Here is a 21,384-nt window from a genome sequence, read left to right as displayed (position 1 = left end):
CATGGCAACTATCTTAGTCCCAGGATAGTTGCTATGTCGTTATTCGCTTTACGTCGGCCGGTCATGAGCCGTACGGTTTATCTGATTATTTTTGCCCTCTATGTCGGGCTGTTGCTCAATCTTGCGTTTTATCGACAGGTGTTCACCCTGCTGCCGGTAAACGGCCTGCACAACTGGCTGGTATTCCTCAGTATGCCGGTGGTTGCCTGCAGCGTGATGAATATTCTCACCACGCTCGCCTCTTTCCTCAGGCTCGACCGCCTCGTTATTAGTCTGTTTATTTTGCTCAGCGCCTCGGCCCAGTATTTTATCTGGACCTTCGGGGTCGTCATCGACCGCGCCATGATTACCAACATTCTGGATACCACGCCGGCGGAAAGCTTCGCCCTGATGTCCGTTAAAATGGTGCTGACGCTGGGACTGTCCGGTGTGCTGATGGTCGCCCTGGCCTGGTGGATAAAAATCAGTAAAGCCAAAACGCTGTGGCGCAGCATCGCGGTACGTCTGCTGAATATCCTCGTCTCGGCCCTGCTGATCGTTCTGGTCGCGGCGCTGTTTTATAAAGATTACGCCTCGGTCTTTCGCAACAACAAAGAGCTGGTGAAATCCCTGAGCCCCTCGAACAGCATCGTCGCCATCAACTCGTGGTACGCGCACAATCAGATGGACAACCTGCCGCTGGTAAAAATTGGCGAAGATGCCGTGCAAAAAACCGAAATGCACAGCGGCCCGCGCAAAAATCTGACCATCCTGGTGCTGGGAGAGACATCGCGCGCGCAAAATTTCTCGCTGGGCGGCTATGAACGCGAGACCAATCCGCGACTCAAACAAGATGATGTCATCTACTTTGCCAACACCACCTCGTGCGGCACGGCCACCGCGGTGTCGGTACCCTGTATGTTCTCCAACATGCCGCGCGCGCATTACGATGAAGAGCTGGCCCACCATCAGGAAGGCGTTCTCGACATTCTGCAACGCGCCGGGGTTCGGGTATTGTGGAACGACAATGACGGCGGCTGTAAGGGCGCCTGCGATCGCGTCCCGCATCAGAACGTGACCGACCTGAACCTGACCGGCCAGTGCATCGATGGCGAATGTTACGATGAAGTGCTGTTCCATAATCTGGAGAACTACATCGACAATCTGCAACAGGACGGGATTATCGTGCTGCACACCATCGGTAGCCACGGCCCGACGTATTACAATCGCTACCCTGCTGAATTCAAAAAATTCACCCCAACCTGCGATACCAACGAAATCCAGAGCTGTACCCAGCAGCAGCTGACGAACACCTACGATAATACGATTCTGTATATCGATTATATGGTTGATAAGACGATAAAATTACTGCAGTCGAAGCAGGATAAATTCACCACCAGCCTGGTTTACCTCTCCGACCACGGTGAATCGTTGGGTGAAAACGGCGTCTATTTACACGGACTGCCGTGGTCAATCGCCCCGGAAACGCAAAAGCACGTGCCGATGCTAATCTGGTTATCTCCGGATTATCAACAGCGCTATGGCGTTTCCAGCCAGTGTCTGCAACAAAGAGCTAAAACAGACCCTTACTCTCAGGATAATCTGTTTTCCACCTTGCTTGGACTTCTTGGGGTCAATACCCACGAGTACCAGGCAGCCGATGATATTTTAACGCCGTGCAGAAGCGAGACCGCCAGATGAAAATCTTAGTCATTGAAGACGACGCACTCCTGTTACAAGGCCTGATCCTGGCAATGCAAAGCGAGGGATACGTCTGTGACGGCGTCGCCACTGCGCACGAGGCCGCCTTGTCCCTCGCCAGCAACCATTACAGCCTGATCGTACTCGATCTCGGCCTGCCGGATGAGGATGGCCTGCACTTCCTGACGCGAATGCGCCGGGAAAAATTCAGCCAGCCGGTTCTGATCCTGACCGCCCGCGATACCGTTGAAGACCGCATCAGCGGTCTCGATACCGGCGCGGATGACTATTTAGTGAAACCTTTCGCCCTGGAAGAGCTGAACGCCCGTATCCGCGCGCTGCTCCGCCGCCATAATAACCAGGGCGACAACGAAATGGCCGTGGGCAACCTGCGACTGAACATCACCCGTCGCCTGGTGTGGCTGGGCGGCGAGGCGCTGGACCTGACGCCGAAAGAGTACGCCCTGCTCTCTCGCCTGATGATGAAAGCGGGCAGCCCGGTACACCGTGAAATTCTCTACAACGATATCTACAGCTGGGACAATGAACCCGCCACCAACACGCTGGAGGTTCATATCCATAACCTGCGCGAAAAAGTGGGCAAAGCCCGCATTCGTACCGTCAGAGGGTTTGGCTATATGCTGGTGAATAATTCGGGAACGGAATAACGCTATGGCACTGTTCGCAAGCGAAACCTGGACCATGCGTCACCGCCTGCTGCTGACAATCGGCGCTATTCTGGTGGTCTGTCAGTTGATCAGCGTTTTCTGGTTATGGCACGAAAGCAAAGAGCAGATTCAGCTGCTGGTGGAGAGCGCCATTGACCGACATAACAACCAGAAGCACATCGAACACGAAGTGCGCGAAGCGGTCGCCAGCCTGCTAATACCCAGCCTGCTGATCGTCGGCCTGGCGCTGTATATCAGTCTGGTGGCGGTGAGAAAAATCACCCGGCCGCTGTCGAATCTGCAAACTGAGCTTGAAAGCCGGACGCCGGATAACCTGCAGCCGATTACGCTGACGGAGTCGGTTCCGGAAGTGACGGCGGTGACGACGGCGATTAATCAGCTGGTTTCTCGCCTGAACTTAACCCTCGATCGCGAACGGCTGTTCACCGCTGACGTCGCGCACGAGCTGCGCACCCCGCTTGCGGGACTGCGTCTGCATCTGGAGCTGATGGCGAAAGTGCATCACGTGGAGGTGAGTCAGTTGCTCCAGCGTCTGGATCAGATGACCAACAGCATCTCACAGCTGCTGCAGCTGGCGCGCGTCGGGCAGTCATTCTCCGCCGGGAGCTACCAGCGCGTGCTGCTGAAAAAGGATGTGGTCGAGCCGATTCGCGGTGAGCTGGAGAGCATGCTGGAACAACGCCAGCAAACGCTGGAGCTCTCCTTCCCTGACGGAGATGACAACAAGGATGTTGTTGTCTCCGGCGATGCCACCCTGCTGCGCGTTGTGCTGCGTAATCTGGTGGAGAACGCACATCGCTATAGCCCGGCGGGGTCGAAGGTAAAAATCGCCGTACAGGCCGGTACAACGCCGGTTATGGCCGTGGAAGATGAAGGTCCAGGGATTGATGAAGCGAAAAGCGGCGAGCTGAGTAAAGCTTTTGTCCGCATGGACAGCCGCTATGGGGGCATTGGCCTGGGATTAAGTATTGTGACGCGCATCGTTCAGCTGCACGAGGCCCAGTTCTTCTTACATAACCGCCAGCCGGGCCCCGGCGTCCGGGGCTGGATTCTGTTTCCTAAGTCTTCGCGTTAGAAAGTCAGCACCCACTGATGGAAAAAAGCGACAATCACGCCAAAAGCGCAGATAACGGCCAGAGACTCACGGAAGGTTAATTTTTGCATGACACTATCCTTATCAGAATGGGGATAGTGTCGCCTGGCAATATTAAGCAGACATTAAGCCAGCCCGAAAACGGCGCGGAATAACAAAAAATCAGCGTCCCGACACACTGACGGGCTCCGTGCGGCGGCGCATCGCGGGCTGCGGATCAGGATGCCGCGATAAACAGCTCGCGCAGTTGATGCAACTGGTCGCGGATTTGCGCGGCCTCTTCGAACTCCAGATTCTGCGCATGTTGCATCATCTGCCCTTCCAGCTCGTGGATTCTCTGCTGTAGCGCTTTTGGCGTCAGCAGCACCTCCGGCATATCCGCCTCAACCGGCGAACGTGATTTTCCGCGCCCTTTGGCTTTGGTCTTCGCCAGATTGCTGCCGAGCTGCAGAATATCGACCACTTTTTTATTCAGCCCCTGCGGGGTAATGCCGTGCTCTTCGTTATAGCGCTGCTGCTTCTCACGGCGACGCTCGGTCTCGCTGATGGCTTTCGCCATCGAAGCGGTAATTTTATCGCCGTACAGAATCGCTTTACCGTTGATGTTACGCGCGGCGCGGCCAATGGTCTGAATCAGCGAGCGCTCCGAACGCAGGAAGCCCTCTTTATCGGCGTCCAGAATCGCCACCAGCGACACTTCCGGCATATCCAGCCCTTCACGCAGCAGGTTGATACCGACCAGGACATCGAACTCGCCCAGCCGCAGGTCGCGGATTATCTCCATACGCTCGACGGTATCGATATCGGAGTGCAGGTAGCGCACGCGCTCGCCGTGCTCTTCAAGATATTCAGTTAAATCTTCCGCCATCCGTTTAGTCAAGGTGGTGACCAGCACGCGCTCGTTAATGGCCACGCGGAGGCGAATTTCCGACAGCAGGTCATCGACCTGAGTCGCGACCGGACGCACTTCAATCAGCGGATCAAGCAGCCCGGTCGGACGGACTACCTGATCGACCACCTCATCACCGGATTTATCCAGCTCATAAGGACCCGGCGTCGCCGAGACGTAAATGGTCTGCGGCGCCAGCGCTTCAAACTCTTCGAACTTCAGCGGGCGGTTGTCCAGCGCCGACGGCAGACGGAAGCCGTACTCCACCAGCGTCTCTTTACGCGCCCGGTCGCCGCGGTACATGCCGCCGATTTGCGGAATGGTGACGTGGGATTCGTCAATCACCAGCAAACCGTCTGCCGGCAGGTAGTCAAACAGCGTCGGCGGCGGTTCGCCCGGCCCGCGCCCGGAAAGATAGCGCGAGTAGTTTTCGATACCCGAGCAGTAGCCCAGCTCGTTCATCATTTCGAGGTCAAACTGCGTCCGCTGGGACAGCCGCTGCTCTTCGAGCAGCTTGTTGTTGTCCAGCAGCGTCTTCCGCCTGTCGGCCAGCTCGACTTTAATCTCCTCCATCGCCTGCACGATACGCTCGCGTGGCGTCACGTAGTGCGTTTTCGGGTAGATGGTGTAGCGGGGAATCGTCGATTCAACCTGACCGGTCAGCGGGTCAAACAGCGACAGCCGCTCAACCTCTTCATCAAACAGTTCGATACGCAGCGCAATATCGTCGGATTCCGCCGGAAAGACGTCGATCACTTCGCCGCGCACGCGGAAGGTGCCGCGCTGGAAGGCCTGATCGTTACGGGTATACTGCAGCTCCGCCAGGCGACGCAAAATCGCCCGCTGATCGATCAGCATGCCGGTGGTCAGGTGCAGCATCATCTTCAGGTAAAGGTCCGGGTCGCCCAGACCGTAGATGGCCGATACCGAGGCCACCACCACCACATCGCGCCGTTCAAGCAGCGCTTTGGTCGCCGACAGACGCATCTGCTCGATATGCTCGTTCACCGAGGCGTCTTTCTCGATGAAGGTATCCGAGCTCGGCACATAGGCTTCAGGCTGATAGTAATCGTAGTAGGAGACGAAATACTCCACCGCATTATCCGGGAAGAACTCTTTCATTTCGCCGTACAGCTGCGCCGCCAGGGTCTTATTCGGCGCCAGCACCATCGTCGGACGCTGAAGATCGGCGATAATGTTAGCAATGGTGAACGTCTTGCCCGACCCGGTCACCCCCAGCAGCGTTTGATGCGCCAGACCATCTTCCAGCCCCTCTTCCAGGCGTCGGATAGCCTCCGGCTGGTCGCCAGAAGGACGGAATGCGGAATGCAGCGTGAACGTTTTACTCATATGTCTGACCCTGAAGAAGGATGAAGCGCCTGGTTAACTGCGGCAGGTGTTTAATTCTACCCTTCACGCTGACTTTTGCCAATAAATAATACTGGATATACAAACAGTATTCGATTACTGTTTGTACCTGAAATCATCCGCACTTGCGTCTTTTTGGGGCAAAAATGGGCCATCCTGCAGAATAATTCGCCAGCCAGTAGGGTTATCCCCAAAAAAATTTGTCATTTAACATTTGTCAAGCAAGGCGATGAATCTTTTATGGCAACAGGTGACACTTTCCTTACAACCATTGCTTTTATTTAACTAATTGATATTTAATGACATTAAACAAAAGACGGGTTTAGCGCCAATTCAGCCGCAGGCCGCGTAATCTCTAGCTTACCGCAAGTTCTCTAACTCTAATGCACAAGGTTATCCACAGGAATAGTGGATAACTGTCTGCAGGCCAAGGCTTCAGCCACCCCGCACAAATCGACCGTCGGTGAAAATCGGGCGCCTAAAAAAAATTATCGAATTATTTTTGATATTTATCAGCTAAGGGCACCTGCCTTTTTGTTGCTTTCTGCACCATTTTTCATAGGCCTCAGCACCGGGAGAGTGCAACCGTCTCGCTGACCCGCCTTCACCCCACCCTGCGACACCTGTCGGTACGGGAAAAAACCGAAACATCTTTTTCCTGGCAAGAGATTTGCAGAATCTTCATATCGCCCGCAATCCCCAAAAAGGAGAAAACGTCTATGTTGAGTCTACGCGCAGTCAATCAGTACTACGGAAATCAGCACACGCTATGGAATGTCGACCTTGAACTTCAGCCGGGAGAGTGCACCTGCGTGATGGGACTGCAGGGGATGGGGAAAACCACGCTGGTAAACTGCATTACCGGGCATCTCCCGGTGGCCAGCGGCAGCATGACCTGGCATGAGGCCGGTTCGCCGCCTTGTGATATCACGCCGCTCTCCGCCCATTCACGCTCGATTATTGGCATCGGCTATGTCCCGCAGGACCGGCGGATCTTTTCTCAGTTGAGCGTGGAGGAGAATCTGCATATTGCGCTGGCCGCCGGAGGGAATCCGGACGTCGCCGTAAAAGGGGAAATTTACGATTTTTTTCCGGACCTCTACGGACGACGTCAGCATAAAGGCGCCATGCTGTCAGAGGATGACCAGTACCAGCTGGCGCTGGCGCGAGCGCTGGTTGTCCGGCCGCGACTGCTGATTCTTGATGAGCCTTCGCGCGGCAGCGGACAGCACTTCTTGCATAAGCTGGGCGACCTGCTGGTGCGTCTGAACCGCGACATCGGCTTAACGGTGCTGCTTGCAGAACAGCACCTGCCGTTTATTCGCCGGGTGGCGGACCGTTTTTGCCTGCTGCATCGCGGACGCAACGTGGCGCAAGGCCGCGTTATCCAGCTGGATGAACCGCTGCTGGCGCAGTGGATGACGCCCGATCCAGCGCGCTGAGATCCAGGTACTGGCCGAGATCCTCACGCTGCGAGGCCTCCGCCAGCCACGGGATCTCGCCGAGCAACGGGGCCGCAAGCCGATCGGTGAGGGCCGCCAGATATTCCGCATGGCGTTTACCCGGCGGCTGGATATCGTTTGCAATCCAGCCCACCAGCGGCAGCCCGGCCTGACGTACCGCCTGGGCCGTCAGCAGCGCGTGGTTGATGCAGCCAAGCTTAATACCGACCACCAGAATGACCGGCAGCTGTTCGTCGCGTACCCAGTCAGCAAAACTCAGCGTTGCGGACAGCGGCGTAAACCAGCCCCCTGCCCCTTCGACCAGCACCCATTCCGCCAGCGTCTCCAGTTCTCGCAGTCCGGCAGAAAGCGCATCGCCGCGAATCGGCCGTCCTTCCTCCGCGCTCGCGATATGCGGTGAAGTCGGTTCGGCGAAGGTAAAGGGGTTGACCTGCGCATAGCTCAGCGCCACAGCGCTATTGCGCTGGAGCGCCAGCGCATCATCGTTACGCAGCCCGTGTGCCGTCCGCTCACTCCCGGAAGCCACCGGTTTATAGCCCGCGCTCTTCAGGCCCGCCAGCCTTGCCGCCTGTAACAGGGCGCAGCTGGCGACCGTCTTACCGACCTCAGTGTCGGTTCCGGTGACGAAAAAACGTTTAGTCACGTGCAATGACTCCTGTAAAAAGATGGTACGTCAGCGGGCACTGGCCCTGCTGTTTTGGCCAGGCCAACTGCAGCTGACGCAGTTTTCCCCGGCTCAACGATGCCGCGCTGCGCCCCTGATGCAAATGTGTTGCCCCAATCCCTTTGAGCGAACGCATCGCGCTCAGGGCATCGGCAAACGGCAGGCTGACGGCGTGAACCTCGCCGACGGCACGCCGCCCGGCCAGCGCTTCGCGCACCGCCTGTTCGCTGAGAAAACGGTTGGCATGGGGATGCACATCAATGGCGCGCCAGGCCTGATTCAGTTCGGGCAGCGAGTCGGCCAGCAAGGTGGTGAACGCCACCCGACCGCCGGGGCGCACCACCCGGCACAGCTCATCGAGCGCGCCGGACAGACTCTCGCACCACTGCACCGCCAGATTGCTCCACGCCAGATCGACGCAGCCATCGGCCAGCGGCAGTGACTCAATATCCCCTTCGAGGTAACGCTGCGCGCACTCGTCGCGCTGCGCCTGGGCCAGCATCTCAACCGACAGATCCAGCGCCGTCACATCACTGCCGGCATCGCGCCAGTAGCGGCTCATGCTGCCGGGTCCGCAGCCAGCGTCCAGCACTGCTGAAAAGGTGCGGCCCTGGAGCTGGCGCAGCAGCAGTTCGGCGCTGTAACGCTGCAACGCGTCGTGTTGCGAATAGTGGCTGGCCGCCCGACCAAAGGCCGCGGCCACCGCCCGTTTATTCACCGCCGCCATGCAGCACCTCCAGCAGACGGATAATATCAGTCGGCTCATGGGCCGCGGTCAGCGTCAGGCGCAGCCGCGCGCTGCCTGTCGGCACCGTCGGCGGACGAATGGCCGTTGCCCAGCAGCCCTGCTCGCGCAGGCGCGCCGCCAGCTGCAACGCTCGCGTATTGTCGCCGACGATCAGCGGCTGAATCGCGCTGTGCGAGGCGCTCAGTTCCCCCGGAAAGCCGGCCATACCGTCGCGAAATTGCGCCACGCGGCTGGCCAGTTTTTCCCGCCGCTGCTGGCCGTCATCGCTGCGGATCACCGCCAGCGCGGCGCTCAGCGCAACCGCCTGGGCTGGCGGCATGGCGGTGCTGTAAATCAGATGGCGGGCAAACTGCAGCAGATAATCCGCCAGCGCCTCGTCACACAAAACCGCCGCGCCGCTGACGCCAAAGGCTTTACCAAAGGTCACCACCAGCAGCTCAGGACGCACGTTCTGCGCATGGCAACTGCCGCGCCCCTCTTCACCCACTGCGCCAATGCCGTGCGCATCATCCACCAGCAGCCAGCCGCCGGCGGCCCGGGTGGTTCGGCTGATGGCACTGAGCGGGGCGCTGTCGCCATCCATGCTGAAGACTCCTTCCGTCACCACCAGTTGCTGACCCGCCAGCGGTTTGGCCAGCAGGGTGTCCAGTTGCTGCACATCATTGTGCGCAAAGCGCCGGAGCTGCGCCGGGCTCAGGCTGGCCGCCTCAAGCAGCGAAGCGTGGCTCAGCCGGTCCGCGACGATGCGATCGTCCCTGGCGAGCAGGGCGGCAATCAGCGCCTGGTTAGCGGCAAACCCGGAAATAAACAGCAGCGCGCGCGGATACCCCAGCCAGTCCGCCAGGCTCTCTTCCAGCTCACGATGCGCCTCGCTGTAACCGCTAACGTGGCCGGAGCCGCCGGAGCCCACGCCGTAACGCGCCGCCCCCTGCTGCCAGGCGGCGATAATCTGCGGATGCTGGCTCAGCCCAAGATAATCGTTGCTGGAGAAATTCAGCCAGCGCTGACCTTCGCGGATGAGCCAACGCCCGGCCCCCTGCGCCACCGGCTGGCGGCGGCGAAAGGTATCCGCCTGCCGCCGCTCGCTCAGCGCCTGGTCGATGCGTTGCGACCAGCTCATATCACCGCCGCGTTGTAGTATTCCTCGGTATCGGGGTTATTCAGCGCATGTTCCAGACGCTGCTGCTGCTCGTTATCGCCTTCCAGCACCGCCGTCTGCTGCGGGTTAAGCCCCAGCTTACGGAACAGCTGCAGGTCTTTGTCCTCTTCCGGGTTCGGCGTGGTCAACAGCTTGCAACCGTAGAAAATCGAGTTCGCCCCGGCCATAAAACACATCGCCTGGGTCTGTTCATTCATCTGCTCGCGGCCAGCGGAAAGACGCACGTACGAGGTCGGCATCATGATGCGCGCCACCGCAATGGTGCGGATAAAATCAAAGGCGTCGACATCGTCGTTATCGGCCAGCGGCGTGCCCTTCACCTTAACCAGCATGTTGATTGGTACGCTCTCCGGCGGCGTCGGCAGGTTAGCCAGCTGTAGCAGCAGGCCGGCGCGATCTTTCTCGGTTTCGCCTAAGCCGACGATGCCGCCAGAACACACCTTAATCCCGGCGTCGCGCACTTTGTCGAGGGTGTCCAGACGCTCCTGATAGGTGCGGGTGGTGATGATGTTGCCGTAAAATTCCGGCGAGGTATCGAGGTTGTGGTTGTAGTAGTCCAGCCCGGCTCCCGCGAGGCGCTGCGCCTGGCTATCGGTTAAGGTCCCGAGGGTCATGCAAGACTCCAGTCCCAGTTCCTTAACGCCTTTCACCATCTGCTCAAGGTACGGCATATCGCGATCGTTAGGGTTCTTCCACGCCGCCCCCATGCAGAAGCGCGTTGATCCGGCATTTTTTGCCTGGCGCGCGGACTCCAGCACCTGCTCCACTTCCATCAGACGCTCTGACTCGAGGCCGGTTTTGTAGCGCGCGCTCTGCGGGCAATATTTACAATCTTCCGGGCAGGCGCCGGTTTTAATCGACAGCAGCGTGCTGACCTGCACCTGGCGTGGGTCAAAGTGCTGGCGATGGATCTGCTGGGCTTCGAACAGCAGATCTAACAATGGTTTATTAAACAACTCGGTAACTTGCGACATTGTCCAGCGTGCGTGGTGAGCCATTGGCCTCTCCAAAGGGTTTTGTTAATTGTTGGTTCGGTTTATACTCGTAAACCTAAATGTTTTCAAAATGGTTTACAAGTCACTTATGACAACGGACGATCTCGCCTTCGATCGGCGCCACATCTGGCACCCCTACACTTCCATGACCTCTCCTCTGCCGGTATATCCGGTGGTTGCCGCCCACGGCTGCGAGCTGTCTCTCGCCAGCGGCGAGCAGCTGATCGACGGGATGTCTTCATGGTGGGCGGCAATCCACGGCTACAATCACCCGCGTTTAAATGCGGCGATGAAAGCGCAGATTGAGCAGATGTCGCACGTGATGTTTGGCGGTATTACCCACCCTTCGGCGGTGGCGCTGTGCCGCCAGCTGGTGGCGATGACCCCGGAGTCGCTGGAGTGCGTATTCCTCGCCGACTCGGGTTCGGTGGCGGTGGAAGTGGCGATGAAAATGGCCCTGCAGTACTGGCAGGCCAAAGGCGAACCGCGTCGGCGTTTTCTCACCTTCCGCAACGGCTACCACGGCGATACCTTTGGCGCGATGTCGGTCTGCGATCCGGATAACTCCATGCACAGTCTGTGGCAGGGCTATTTGCCGGATAACCTGTTCGCCCCGGCGCCGCAGAGCCGCTTCGGCGGCGAATGGGATGAACGGGATCTGGTGCCGTTTGCCCGCCTGATGGCAGCCCATCGCGATGAGATCGCGGCGGTGATTCTTGAGCCGGTCGTACAGGGCGCAGGCGGCATGAGGATGTATCATCCTGAGTGGCTGAAGCGCATTCGCAAGATGTGCGATCGTGAGGGCATTCTGTTGATTGCCGATGAGATTGCCACCGGATTTGGCCGGACCGGCAAGCTGTTTGCCTGCGAACACGCGGGCATCGCCCCGGATATTTTGTGTCTCGGCAAAGCGCTGACCGGCGGCACCATGACGCTGTCGGCGACCCTCACCACCCGACCGGTCGCCGAGACCATCAGCAACGGCGAAGCCGGCTGCTTTATGCATGGCCCGACCTTTATGGGCAACCCTCTGGCCTGCGCGGTGGCGGCAGAAAGCCTGCGGCTGCTGGAAAGCGGCGAATGGCAAGGCCAGGTCGCCGCGATTGAAGCGCAGCTTAATGTCGAGCTGGCTCCGGCCCGGGAATCCCCGCGGGTCGCCGATGTCCGCGTGCTCGGCGCCATCGGCGTGGTGGAAACGTGCCGCCCGGTCAATATGGCCGCGCTACAGCGCTTCTTCGTCGAACAGGGGGTATGGATTCGCCCGTTCGGCCGCCTGATTTACCTGATGCCACCGTACGTGATTACCCCGCAGCAGCTGACGCGCCTGACCGAGGCGGTTAACGCGGCGGTGCTCAACGATACATTTTTTCGCGAATAAGCAGCGGAAACTGGCCGTCAACAGGACTACACTTCTTTGTTAATCAGTCGATTATCCCAGAGGAGACGTCATGAAAGTAATCAGTCACGATCTGCAGGATGGCGGGAAATTGCCCCACCGCCATGTTTTTAACGGCATGGGCTACGATGGCGATAATATCTCGCCGCATCTGGCGTGGGATGAGGTGCCTGACGGGACGAAAAGCTTTGTCGTGACCTGTTACGATCCCGATGCGCCCACCGGATCCGGCTGGTGGCACTGGCTGGTCGCCAATCTGCCGGCGGAAACGCGCGAACTGCCGCAGGGCGCCGGCTCCGGTCTGACTCCGCTGCCGGCCAGCGCAATCGAAACCCGCACCGATTTCGGCGTGCCCGGCTACGGCGGCGCGGCGCCGCCAAAAGGGGAAAGCCATCGCTACATCTTTACGGTGCATGCGCTGGATGTCGAGAAGATTGATGTCGATGAAGGGGCAAGCGGCGCGGTGGTCGGTTTTAACGTCCATTTTAATTCGTTGGGCAGCGCATCCATCACCGCCCTGTTTATCTGACCTTCTCTCGCCAGTCCTCCCCGGGTGGCGGCTTGCGCCTGACCCGGGCGACCACACCTCGTAGCCCCGGTAAGCGCAGTGCCACCGGGAAGCATCTCGGGTGGCGGCTTGCGCCTGACCCGGGCGACCACAACTCCCTGTAGCCCCGGTAAGCGCTGCGCAACCGGGGGAATATCCCGGGTCGCAGCTTGCGCCTGACCCGGGCGACCACACCCCGTAGCCCCGGTAAGCGCTACGCTACCGGGGGAATATCCCGGGTGGCGGCTTGCGCCTGACCCGGGCTACCACACCCTGTAGCCCCGGTAAGCGCTGCGCCACCGGGGGAACATCCCGGGTGGCGGCTTGCGCCTGACCCGGGCGACCACACCTCGTAGCCCCGGTAAGCGCAGCGCCACCGGGGAACATCCCGGGTGGCGGCTTGCGTCTGATCCTGGCGACCACACACCTCGTAGCCCCGGTAAGCGCAGCGCAACCGGGGTGCCTCCCAGGTCGCGGCTTACGCCTGACCCGGGCGACCACACACCTCGTAGCCCCGGTAAGCGTAGCGCAACCGGGGGAGCCTCCCGGGTGGCGGCTTGCACCTGACCCGGGCGACCACACCCTGTAGCCCCGGTAAGCGCAGCGCTACCGGGGGAATATCCCGGGTGGCGGCTTACGCCTGACCCGGGCGACCACACCCTGTAGCCCCGGTAAGCGCTGCGCCACCAGGGAACATCCCGGGTGGCGGCTTGCGCCTGACCCGGGCGACCACACCCTGTAGCCCCGGTAAGCGCTGCGCAACCGGGGGAGCCTCCCGGGTCGCGGCTTATGCCTGACCCGGGCTACCACACCTCGTAGCCCCGGTAAGCGCTGCGCAACCGGGGAACATCCCGGGTCGCGGCTTGCACCTGACCCGGGCGACCACACCCTGTAGCCCCGGTAAGCGCTGCGCCACTAGGGAACATCCCGGGTCGCGGCTTGCGCCTGACCCGGGCTACACACCCTGTAGCCCCGGTAAGCGCTGCGCCACTAGGGAACATCCCGGGTCGCGGCTTGCGCCTGACCCGGGCTACACACCCTGTAGCCCCGGTAAGCGCAGCGCAACCGCCGCCAGCAGCGCCACGCCCATCACCACTACCGTCATCCACGGCACGCCGTTGCTGGCAATGCGCTGGAAACTTTCAGGCACCATCCCCTCTTTTGCCATGCCGTACATCATGCGACCGGTGCCAAAAATATCGCTGTTGATGGCTGAAATACTGGCGCTGATCACGATGATATTGAGGATTGTTGCCGCCGCCGGGATCCCCAGGCCGCTAAAAATGAGCACGAACGGGCTGCCCTGCTCGCCAAAGCTGTTCCACGGAAAAATAGCCATCAGGATCGCCAGCGTGCAGACATAGAACAGCCCGGTGCCGATGGCGGAACCGAGTGCAATAAAGCGAATATGTCGGGCATTCAGCCCACGCAGCAGGTGTGGCTTTTGTGGCGATGGTGGTGGTTGTTGTATATACAAGTGTCCTGATAGTTTTTGTATGACGACAAATATGCGTGTAGGACGGCCGGGGGGAGCTTATCCCCCCGACGCGGGTACAGAAAACAACGAGGGTCAGATGACGGCTGGGAGCAGTCGCGTCAGGTGACGTGCCGCCAGAAGCGCAATAGCGTTATCGATATCCGGGGCGAAGAAGCGATCGTGGGTGTAATGCGAAACCCGCTCGCGCAGCAGATGACGCGCCTCTTCCAGCAGCGGGCTGCTGGCCAGCCCTTCGCGCATATCCAGCCCCTGGACGGCGGCCAGCCACTCCACGGCCAGCACGCCGCGGGTGTTTTCCGCCATCGCCCACAGACGACGACCGGCGGCCGGCGCCATCGAGACGTGATCTTCCTGGTTCGCCGACGTCGGCAGGCTATCCACGCTGTGCGGATGCGCCAGCGCTTTGTTCTCGCTGGCTAACGCCGCAGCGGTCACCTGGGCAATCATAAAGCCGGAGTTGACGCCGCCGTTTTTCACGAGGAAAGGCGGCAGTTGCGACATATGGCTGTCCATCATCAGCGCAATACGACGCTCAGACAGCGAACCGATTTCGGCAATCGCCAGCGCAATATTATCCGCCGCCATCGCCACCGGTTCGGCATGGAAGTTACCGCCGGAGATCACTTCGTTCTCACTGGCGAAGACCAGCGGGTTGTCCGACACCGCGTTGGCCTCAATCAGCAGGACTTCGGCGGCCTGGCGAATCTGGGTCAGACAGGCGCCCATGACCTGCGGCTGACAGCGCAGTGAGTATGGGTCCTGCACTTTAGTACAGTTGTGATGCGACTGCGAAATCTCGCTGCCGTCGGCCAGCACATGGCGGTACAGCGCCGCAGCGTCAATTTGCCCACGCTGGCCGCGCGCATCGTGAATACGCGCATCAAACGGACGGCGCGAACCCAGCGCCGCTTCGGTGGTTAACGCGCCGCATACGATAGCGGAAGCGAACAGGTCTTCCGCTTCAAACAGGCCGCGCAGCGCAAACGCCGTCGATGCCTGAGTGCCGTTCAGCAGCGCCAGCCCCTCTTTCGCCGCCAGGGTAATCGGCTGCAGACCCACTTTTTGCAACGCCTGCAGCGCCGGCATCCATTCGCCGTCGACGCGGGCTTTGCCCTCACCCAGTAACGTCAGGGACATGTGCGCCAGCGGCGCCAGGTCGCCGGATGCGCCGACGGAACCTTTCGCCGGGATCCATGGCGTGACGCCTTTATTCACCAGTTGAATCAGCGCCTGAATGACGCTCAGACGAATCCCGGAGAAGCCGCGGGAAAGGCTGTTAATCTTCAGCACCATGATCAGACGTGCCATAGCATCATCCAGCGGCTCACCGATGCCCGCCGCATGAGACAGCACCAGGGAACGCTGCAGGTTTTCCAGATCGTCCGTGGAGATCCGCGTTGACGCCAGCAGGCCAAAGCCGGTGTTAATGCCGTACGCGGTACGTCCTTCGGCCAGAATGGCGTTGACGCAGGCGACGCTGTCGTTAATAACGGCAAAAGCCTGCTCGTCGAGGGTAATAGTCAGCGGCTGCTGGAACACTTCACGTAGCTGCGCCAGACTCAGCTGACCTGGAATCAGAGTTAAGTTTTTCATTTTCAGCGTTGCCCCTGCGTTGCTGCCACCATAGGAAGATTCAGCCCTTGTTCCGCCGCGCACTCAATCGCGATGTCGTAACCCGCATCGGCGTGACGCATCACCCCGGTCGCCGGGTCGTTATGCAGCACGCGGGCAATACGCGCGGCCGCTTCGTCGGTACCGTCACAGACGATAACCATCCCGGAGTGCTGCGAGAAGCCCATCCCGACGCCGCCGCCGTGATGCAGCGACACCCAGGTCGCGCCGCTGGCGGTATTCAGCAAGGCATTCAGCAGCGGCCAGTCGGACACCGCATCGGAGCCGTCGCGCATGGATTCCGTTTCGCGGTTCGGGCTGGCGACCGAGCCGGAGTCAAGGTGGTCGCGACCAATGACGATCGGCGCAGTCACTTCACCGCTGCGGACCATTTCATTAAAGGCCAGCCCCAGCTTCTGACGCCACTCCAGCCCTACCCAGCAAATACGCGCCGGTAGTCCCTGGAAGCTAATGCGCTCACGCGCCATATCCAGCCAGTGGTGCAGGTGCTGATCATCTTTGATTATCTCTTTGACTTTGGCATCCGTTTTGTAGATATCCTGCGGATCGCCGGAGAGGGCCGCCCAGCGGAACGGACCGATGCCGCGGCAGAACAGCGGACGAATATAGGCCGGGACAAAGCCCGGGAAGTCGAATGCGTTGGCGACGCCCATCTCCTGCGCCATCTGGCGGATATTGTTGCCGTAGTCGAAGGTCGGTACGCCCATGTCGTGGAAGGCCAGCATCGCCTGAACGTGATCGGCCATGGAGCGTTTCGCCGCCAGAATGGTGCCCTGCGGGTCGGATGCGGCTTTCTGCTGATACGCTTCCCAGCTCCAGCCTTTCGGCAGATAGCCATGCAGCGGGTCGTGAGCGCTGGTCTGGTCGGTGACCATATCCGGGCGCACGCCGCGTTTCACCATCTCCGGCACGATATCGGCGGCGTTACCGCACAGGGCGATAGAGATAGCCCGGCCTTCCGCGGTGTATTTTTTGATACGCGCCAGCGCGTCATCCAGCGATGTCGCCTGCTCGTCGACGTAGCGGGTACGCAGACGGAAATCGATCCGGCTCTGCTGACATTCGATGTTCAGCGAGCAGGCGCCCGCCAGCGTCGCCGCCAGCGGCTGTGCGCCGCCCATGCCGCCCAGACCGGCGGTTAATACCCAGCGCCCCTTCAGGCTGCCCTGGTAGTGCTGACGTCCGGCTTCGACGAACGTTTCATAGGTGCCCTGCACGATGCCCTGGCTACCGATATAAATCCAGCTGCCCGCGGTCATCTGGCCGTACATTGCCAGCCCCTTCGCGTCCAGCTCGTTGAAATGTTCCCAGGTCGCCCAGTGCGGGACCAGGTTGGAGTTGGCAATCAGCACGCGCGGCGAATTTTCATGGGTTTTAAATACGCCAACCGGTTTACCGGACTGCACCAGCAGCGTCTCATCGCTTTCCAGGTTTTTCAGCGCCTTCACGATAGCGTCATAGCATTCCCAGTTGCGCGCCGCGCGGCCAATACCGCCGTAGACCACCAGCTCATGTGGGTTCTCGGCGACCTCGGGATCGAGGTTGTTCATTAACATACGCAGCGGGGCTTCGGTCAACCAGCTCTTAGCATTCAACGTTGTGCCTCGCGGTGCACGGACGTCTTGCTGGCGATATTTGCTTTGCGACATCGGGGTTTCTCCTGACAATTAACGTTGTTTACATAGATACATATACTTGTCTATACAACTATGCGCAAGTCAGGTTTTAACAGAAATAATACAATTTTATTATATTGCGTCAGCAATCACGCTTTTGCCGACGCGACGATCATCAGGAAGTGAAATGGCCCTGCAGCCGGTAGCGGCTACCCGGGAACAGAAGACGGGCGTGAGAGACAATATGCGTGGCTGACCAGGTACGGCGCCGAATCAGCAGGCAAGGATCGTGGGCATGGATATGCAGCAGTTCGCACTCTTTGCCGCTGGCCTGGACCGCTTCGACGATGTGCTCGCCTTCGGTTAACGGCGCAATCAGCGACAAATAATCATGCGGAGTGGTAACGGTATAGTCCTGCTCTAAATATGCCGGCACCACCGCCGCATTGACGCAGCGGTCTTCAATCTGCACCGCAATATCATTTTCAAAATGGACCATCAGGGAGTGAAAAATCCGCGTCCCTTCGGCCACATTCAGCGCGGCGGCCTGGATAAGATCGGCTTTCGTCTCTTCCAGCAGCAGTACCTCGCAGCGGTGCTGATGGCGACGGGAGGTAATTTCGTCGGCGATGCTACGAACTTCGAACAGCGCCGACTGCCCTTTTGGCTCCGCCACAAAGGTGCCTACGCCCTGCAAACGGACCAGTAAACCTTCATCGGTGAGTTCACGCAGCGCCCGATTGATGGTCATGCGACTGAAACCAAACTGCGCCACCAGTTCCGCCTCCGAGGGAATACGGTCATGGGGACGCCAGACGCCGCGCTGAATCTTTTCGCTGATCGACTGCTTCACCTTTTCATAAAACGGGGCAGGCGCGGTTCGGGGGTGCGGTGAAAACATAGCCTGGCTTTCCTTATGCTCAATGGGCGGCAACGGTCAGAATATACTGAATCGTCGGCGCCACCAATGGGCGATTTGCCATGCCCGCCGGGCCGCGCTGTCGTCACGCTCGGCGAAGGCCAGTCGCCGCAATGTCATTGCATTTCGCCACCCACAACGCGATGCCAGAGCGGGCTCCGCCCCGGTTCGTAGACCATTTCAACCGGATGTTCCGCATCCCAGATAGCAAAATCGGCAACAAACCCCGCCGCCAGCTGGCCGTGACTATTCTGCCGCCCCAGCGCCTGCGCGGCATGACGCGTCACGCCGGCCCACGCCTCTTCCGGGGTTAAGCCGAACTTCACGCAGGCCATATTCATCGCCAGGTGCAGGCTGGCAAACGGGCTGGTACCCGGGTTGTAATCCGTCGCCACCGCCATCGGTACCTGATACTGACGCAGCAGTCCGACCGGCGGTTTACGGGTTTCATTGAGAAAATAGAACGCGCCGGGCAACAGCACCGCCACCGTCGCGCTGCGGCTCATCGCCGCCACCCCCTCTTCGGTTAAATATTCGATATGATCGGCCGAGAGCCCCTGATAACGGCTCACCAGCTGCGCGCCCCCCAGCGCAGAGAGCTGTTCAACGTGCCCTCTGACCGGAATACCGCGCGCCTGCGCGGCCTGAAACACGCGTTCGGTCTGCTGCGGGCTGAAGCCGACGTTTTCGCAGAACACATCAACGCTTTCAAACAGCCCCTCTTCCCATAGCGTCGGCAGCAGGGTTTCACACACCAGCGTGATGTAAGCGTCCGGATCATCTTTATATTCCGGCGGCGTGGCGTGAGCGGAGAGCAGCGTCGGCGATAGCCCGACCGCATTGTTCTGCGCCAGGCGGCGCGCCACCTGCAGCATTTTGCGTTCGTTTGCCAGATCCAGCCCGTAGCCGGATTTAATTTCAAGCGTGGTCACCCCTTCGCGAAGCAGACGATCCAGTCGCTGCTGGGCCAGCGCTAAGAGCTGCGCTTCGCTGCTTTCACGGGTAGCGCGCACCGTTGAGTTAATGCCGCCGCCGTTGGCGCTGATCGTCTGGTAGGAGACGCCGTTCAGCCGCTGTTCCCACTCCTGCGCCCGACTACCGCCGAAGACCAGATGGGTGTGGCAATCGATCAGCCCCGGCGTCAGCAGCCTGCCGCCAAGATCGATGCTCCGCCCGGCCGGGGCATCGTTTTCCGGCACAATGGCTTCAATCCGGCCATTGCGCACCAGCAGCGCATGACGATCCCGCAGGCCGTAAGGCTGCGAATCATGGGGGGTCAGAGTGGCGAGGCGGGCATTGCGCCAGATAACGCGTTCGGAGGTGGCTTCAGTCATCGCAGTCAACTTGTCATGGGTTGTATAGACATTTATTTTCATTCTCCGCGAAATGTCAATAAAAGCAGAGGAAATGGTTATTTTTTTGTGACCAGATGCGACAAAGACATCGGCCCGGTGAGCGGTTTACGCGAACTTTTTCGCGCAGCGTCTTCCCGTTTCGCTCAACTTAGTATAAAAAGCAGGTTTTAAAGGACGTTATACGCGTAATTCATTCCTTGTCGGCCTGACGCCGCTTGCATGTTTTTTGTATAATGCCCGCCCCAATCATTCGGGTTGCTTTGCGGCGGAAATCAACACCTACGCCATCAAAAAGGCAGCCAGAAGAATGACAGGTTTTGTTAATTGATTCTTGCCCGGAGCAACATGAACACATTCTCAGTTTCCCGCCTGACGCTGGCACTGGCTTTTGGCGTGACGTTATCCGCCTGTAGCTCAACCCCTGCCGATCAACAGCCCTCGACGCAGACTGCGCCGGGCACCGCCTCTCGCCCTGTGTTAACCGCTGATGAAGCGAAGAATTTCACTCCGGCAAGCTATTTCCAGTCCCTGGATCCCAACGCCGCAGCGTGGACCCCGACGGCCATCAGCATCCCGTCTCAGCCTGACTTCGTCGTCGGCCCGGCGGGCGCCCAGGGCGTGACCCATACCACCATTCAGGCTGCGGTTGATGCAGCTATCGCCCGTCACTCCAATCGTCGTCAGTTTATTGCGATTATGCCGGGTGAATATACGGGTACCGTGTATGTCCCTGCGGCACCCGGCGCGCTGACGCTGTACGGCACCGGCGAGAAGCCGCTGGATGTGAAAATCAGCCAGGCCATTGACTCGCAAATGGACGTGACCAGCTGGCGCCACCTGGTCAACCCGGCCGGCAAATATATGCCGGGTAAACCGGCGTGGTATATGTTTGACAGCTGCCAGAGCAAACGCGCCGCCACCGTCGGCGTGATGTGTTCCGCGGTATTCTGGTCGCAGAACACCGGCCTGCAGCTGCAGAACCTGACCATCGCCAACAACCTTGGCGACAGCGTGGATGCCGGGACTCACCAGGCCGTTGCGCTGCGCAGCGATGGCGACCAGGTGCAGATTAACAACGTCAACATTCTCGGTCGCCAGAACACTTTCTTCGTCACCAACAGCGGCGTGCAGAACCGTCTGCAAAACGATCGCCAGACCCGCACCCTGGTGAGCAACAGCTACATCGAAGGCGATGTTGATATCGTTTCCGGCCGCGGTGCCGTGGTGTTTGATAACACCGATTTCCGCGTCGTGAATTCACGTACGCAGAAAGAGGCCTACGTCTTTGCACCGGCAACGTTGAAAAGCGTCACCTACGGCTTCCTGGCCGTGAACAGTCGCTTTACCGCCGCCGGCAACGGCGTGGCACAGCTGGGGCGCTCTCTTGATGTCGACAGCGCCACCAATGGCCAGGTTGTCATCCGCGACAGCGCCATCAATGAAGGCTTCAACGTAGCGAAGCCGTGGGCCGATGCGGCCATTTCCAACCGCGCGTTCAGCGGCAACACCGGTGCTGTGGATGCGAAAGGCGTGCCGCAGCGTAATCTCAACGACAGCAGCTTCAACCGCATGTGGGAATACAATAACCGCGGCGTGGGCAGCGTGATTGTCGCAGAGCCGAAGCAGTAACGCTTAGCAAGGGGGAGCGCGTCTCCCCCTTCTTCTTGCGCTAT

Annotated in this window: 16 protein-coding genes and 1 pseudogene; 7 read left to right on the top strand and 10 right to left on the bottom strand. The window is 59.6% G+C overall.

Annotated elements, in window-relative coordinates:
* Nucleotides 1–33 precede the first annotated feature (33 nt).
* The 3 genes from eptA to pmrB are packed head-to-tail and all read left to right on the top strand — an operon-like array spanning nt 34 to nt 3,444.
* Nucleotides 34–1,680: a phosphoethanolamine transferase EptA gene (eptA, locus tag FNY10_RS02700; RefSeq protein WP_141965060.1), complete on the top strand. Its 1,647-nt coding sequence runs from the start codon at nt 34–36 to the stop codon at nt 1,678–1,680.
* Nucleotides 1,677–2,348: a two-component system response regulator PmrA gene (gene pmrA, locus FNY10_RS02695; RefSeq protein WP_094898452.1), complete on the top strand. Its 672-nt coding sequence runs from the start codon at nt 1,677–1,679 to the stop codon at nt 2,346–2,348. Before eptA ends, pmrA begins: the two co-directional genes overlap by 4 nt.
* 4 nt (nt 2,349–2,352) lie before the next feature.
* Complete coding sequence (gene pmrB, locus FNY10_RS02690) at nt 2,353–3,444, top strand: two-component system sensor histidine kinase PmrB (protein WP_131047706.1); 1,092 nt, start codon at nt 2,353–2,355, stop codon at nt 3,442–3,444.
* Nucleotides 3,445–3,679: 235 nt separating this feature from the next.
* Here the strand turns inward: pmrB and uvrB are convergent, their stop codons facing one another.
* Nucleotides 3,680–5,701: an excinuclease ABC subunit UvrB gene (gene uvrB, locus FNY10_RS02685; RefSeq protein ID WP_160701972.1), complete on the bottom strand. Its 2,022-nt coding sequence runs from the start codon at nt 5,699–5,701 to the stop codon at nt 3,680–3,682.
* A gap of 737 nt (nt 5,702–6,438) precedes the next feature.
* On the opposite strand from uvrB, the gene FNY10_RS02680 reads away from it, so the two are divergent.
* The gene (locus FNY10_RS02680; RefSeq protein ID WP_100684080.1) at nt 6,439–7,161 is read left to right on the top strand and encodes an ABC transporter ATP-binding protein; all 723 of its coding nucleotides are present in this window, start codon (nt 6,439–6,441) and stop codon (nt 7,159–7,161) included.
* Here the strand turns inward: FNY10_RS02680 and bioD are convergent.
* Genes bioD through bioB form a run of 4 tightly spaced genes read right to left on the bottom strand, consistent with a single transcriptional unit; the run spans nt 7,103 to nt 10,751 of the window.
* Nucleotides 7,103–7,825 carry a dethiobiotin synthase gene (gene bioD, locus FNY10_RS02675; RefSeq protein WP_100684081.1) on the bottom strand — a complete coding sequence of 241 codons (723 nt, stop codon included), beginning with the start codon at nt 7,823–7,825 and terminating at the stop codon, nt 7,103–7,105. The two genes, FNY10_RS02680 and bioD, sit on opposite strands and share 59 nt — an antisense overlap.
* Nucleotides 7,818–8,573 carry a malonyl-ACP O-methyltransferase BioC gene (bioC, locus tag FNY10_RS02670; RefSeq protein ID WP_160701974.1) on the bottom strand — a complete coding sequence of 252 codons (756 nt, stop codon included), beginning with the start codon at nt 8,571–8,573 and terminating at the stop codon, nt 7,818–7,820. Before bioC ends, bioD begins: the two co-directional genes overlap by 8 nt.
* Nucleotides 8,557–9,714: an 8-amino-7-oxononanoate synthase gene (gene bioF / locus FNY10_RS02665; protein WP_160701976.1), complete on the bottom strand. Its 1,158-nt coding sequence runs from the start codon at nt 9,712–9,714 to the stop codon at nt 8,557–8,559. Before bioF ends, bioC begins: the two co-directional genes overlap by 17 nt.
* Complete coding sequence (gene bioB, locus FNY10_RS02660; protein ID WP_100684084.1) at nt 9,711–10,751, bottom strand: biotin synthase BioB; 1,041 nt, start codon at nt 10,749–10,751, stop codon at nt 9,711–9,713. The genes bioF and bioB overlap by 4 nt, the downstream gene beginning before the upstream one ends.
* Nucleotides 10,752–10,836: 85 nt before the next feature.
* Here bioB and bioA point away from each other — a divergent pair, with 85 nt between their 5' ends.
* Together bioA and FNY10_RS02650 are read left to right on the top strand one after the other, a co-directional pair.
* Nucleotides 10,837–12,126: an adenosylmethionine--8-amino-7-oxononanoate transaminase gene (gene bioA, locus FNY10_RS02655; RefSeq protein ID WP_141965063.1), complete on the top strand. Its 1,290-nt coding sequence runs from the start codon at nt 10,837–10,839 to the stop codon at nt 12,124–12,126.
* 70 nt (nt 12,127–12,196) lie between these two features.
* Nucleotides 12,197–12,673: a kinase inhibitor gene (locus FNY10_RS02650; RefSeq protein ID WP_160701978.1), complete on the top strand. Its 477-nt coding sequence runs from the start codon at nt 12,197–12,199 to the stop codon at nt 12,671–12,673.
* Between the two features lie 1,075 nt (nt 12,674–13,748).
* Here the strand turns inward: FNY10_RS02650 and FNY10_RS02645 are convergent.
* The 5 genes and pseudogenes from FNY10_RS02645 to hutI all read right to left on the bottom strand — a co-directional run.
* Nucleotides 13,749–14,120, bottom strand: a pseudogene (locus FNY10_RS02645) (amino acid permease); the annotation flags it as partial.
* A 141-nt stretch (nt 14,121–14,261) separates the two neighbouring features.
* The gene (hutH, locus tag FNY10_RS02640; RefSeq protein ID WP_141965064.1) at nt 14,262–15,782 is read right to left on the bottom strand and encodes a histidine ammonia-lyase; all 1,521 of its coding nucleotides are present in this window, start codon (nt 15,780–15,782) and stop codon (nt 14,262–14,264) included.
* Between the two features lie 2 nt (nt 15,783–15,784).
* On the bottom strand, nt 15,785–17,470 hold the full coding sequence (hutU, locus tag FNY10_RS02635) for a urocanate hydratase (RefSeq protein ID WP_160701980.1): 1,686 nt from the start codon (nt 17,468–17,470) through the stop codon (nt 15,785–15,787).
* A 142-nt stretch (nt 17,471–17,612) separates the two neighbouring features.
* On the bottom strand, nt 17,613–18,338 hold the full coding sequence (locus tag FNY10_RS02630; RefSeq protein ID WP_131047698.1) for a histidine utilization repressor: 726 nt from the start codon (nt 18,336–18,338) through the stop codon (nt 17,613–17,615).
* 134 nt (nt 18,339–18,472) lie between these two features.
* Complete coding sequence (hutI, locus tag FNY10_RS02625) at nt 18,473–19,732, bottom strand: imidazolonepropionase (protein WP_160701982.1); 1,260 nt, start codon at nt 19,730–19,732, stop codon at nt 18,473–18,475.
* A gap of 324 nt (nt 19,733–20,056) precedes the next feature.
* On the opposite strand from hutI, the gene FNY10_RS02620 reads away from it, so the two are divergent.
* Nucleotides 20,057–21,340 carry a putative acyl-CoA thioester hydrolase gene (locus tag FNY10_RS02620; RefSeq protein ID WP_131047696.1) on the top strand — a complete coding sequence of 428 codons (1,284 nt, stop codon included), beginning with the start codon at nt 20,057–20,059 and terminating at the stop codon, nt 21,338–21,340.
* Nucleotides 21,341–21,384 lie beyond the last annotated feature (44 nt).

The sequence above is a fragment of the Klebsiella sp. Lac1 genome (genome assembly GCF_009825425.1).
Taxonomy (GTDB): Bacteria; Pseudomonadota; Gammaproteobacteria; order Enterobacterales; family Enterobacteriaceae; genus Klebsiella; species Klebsiella electrica.
This window is presented reverse-complemented; position numbering and strand designations above follow the sequence as displayed.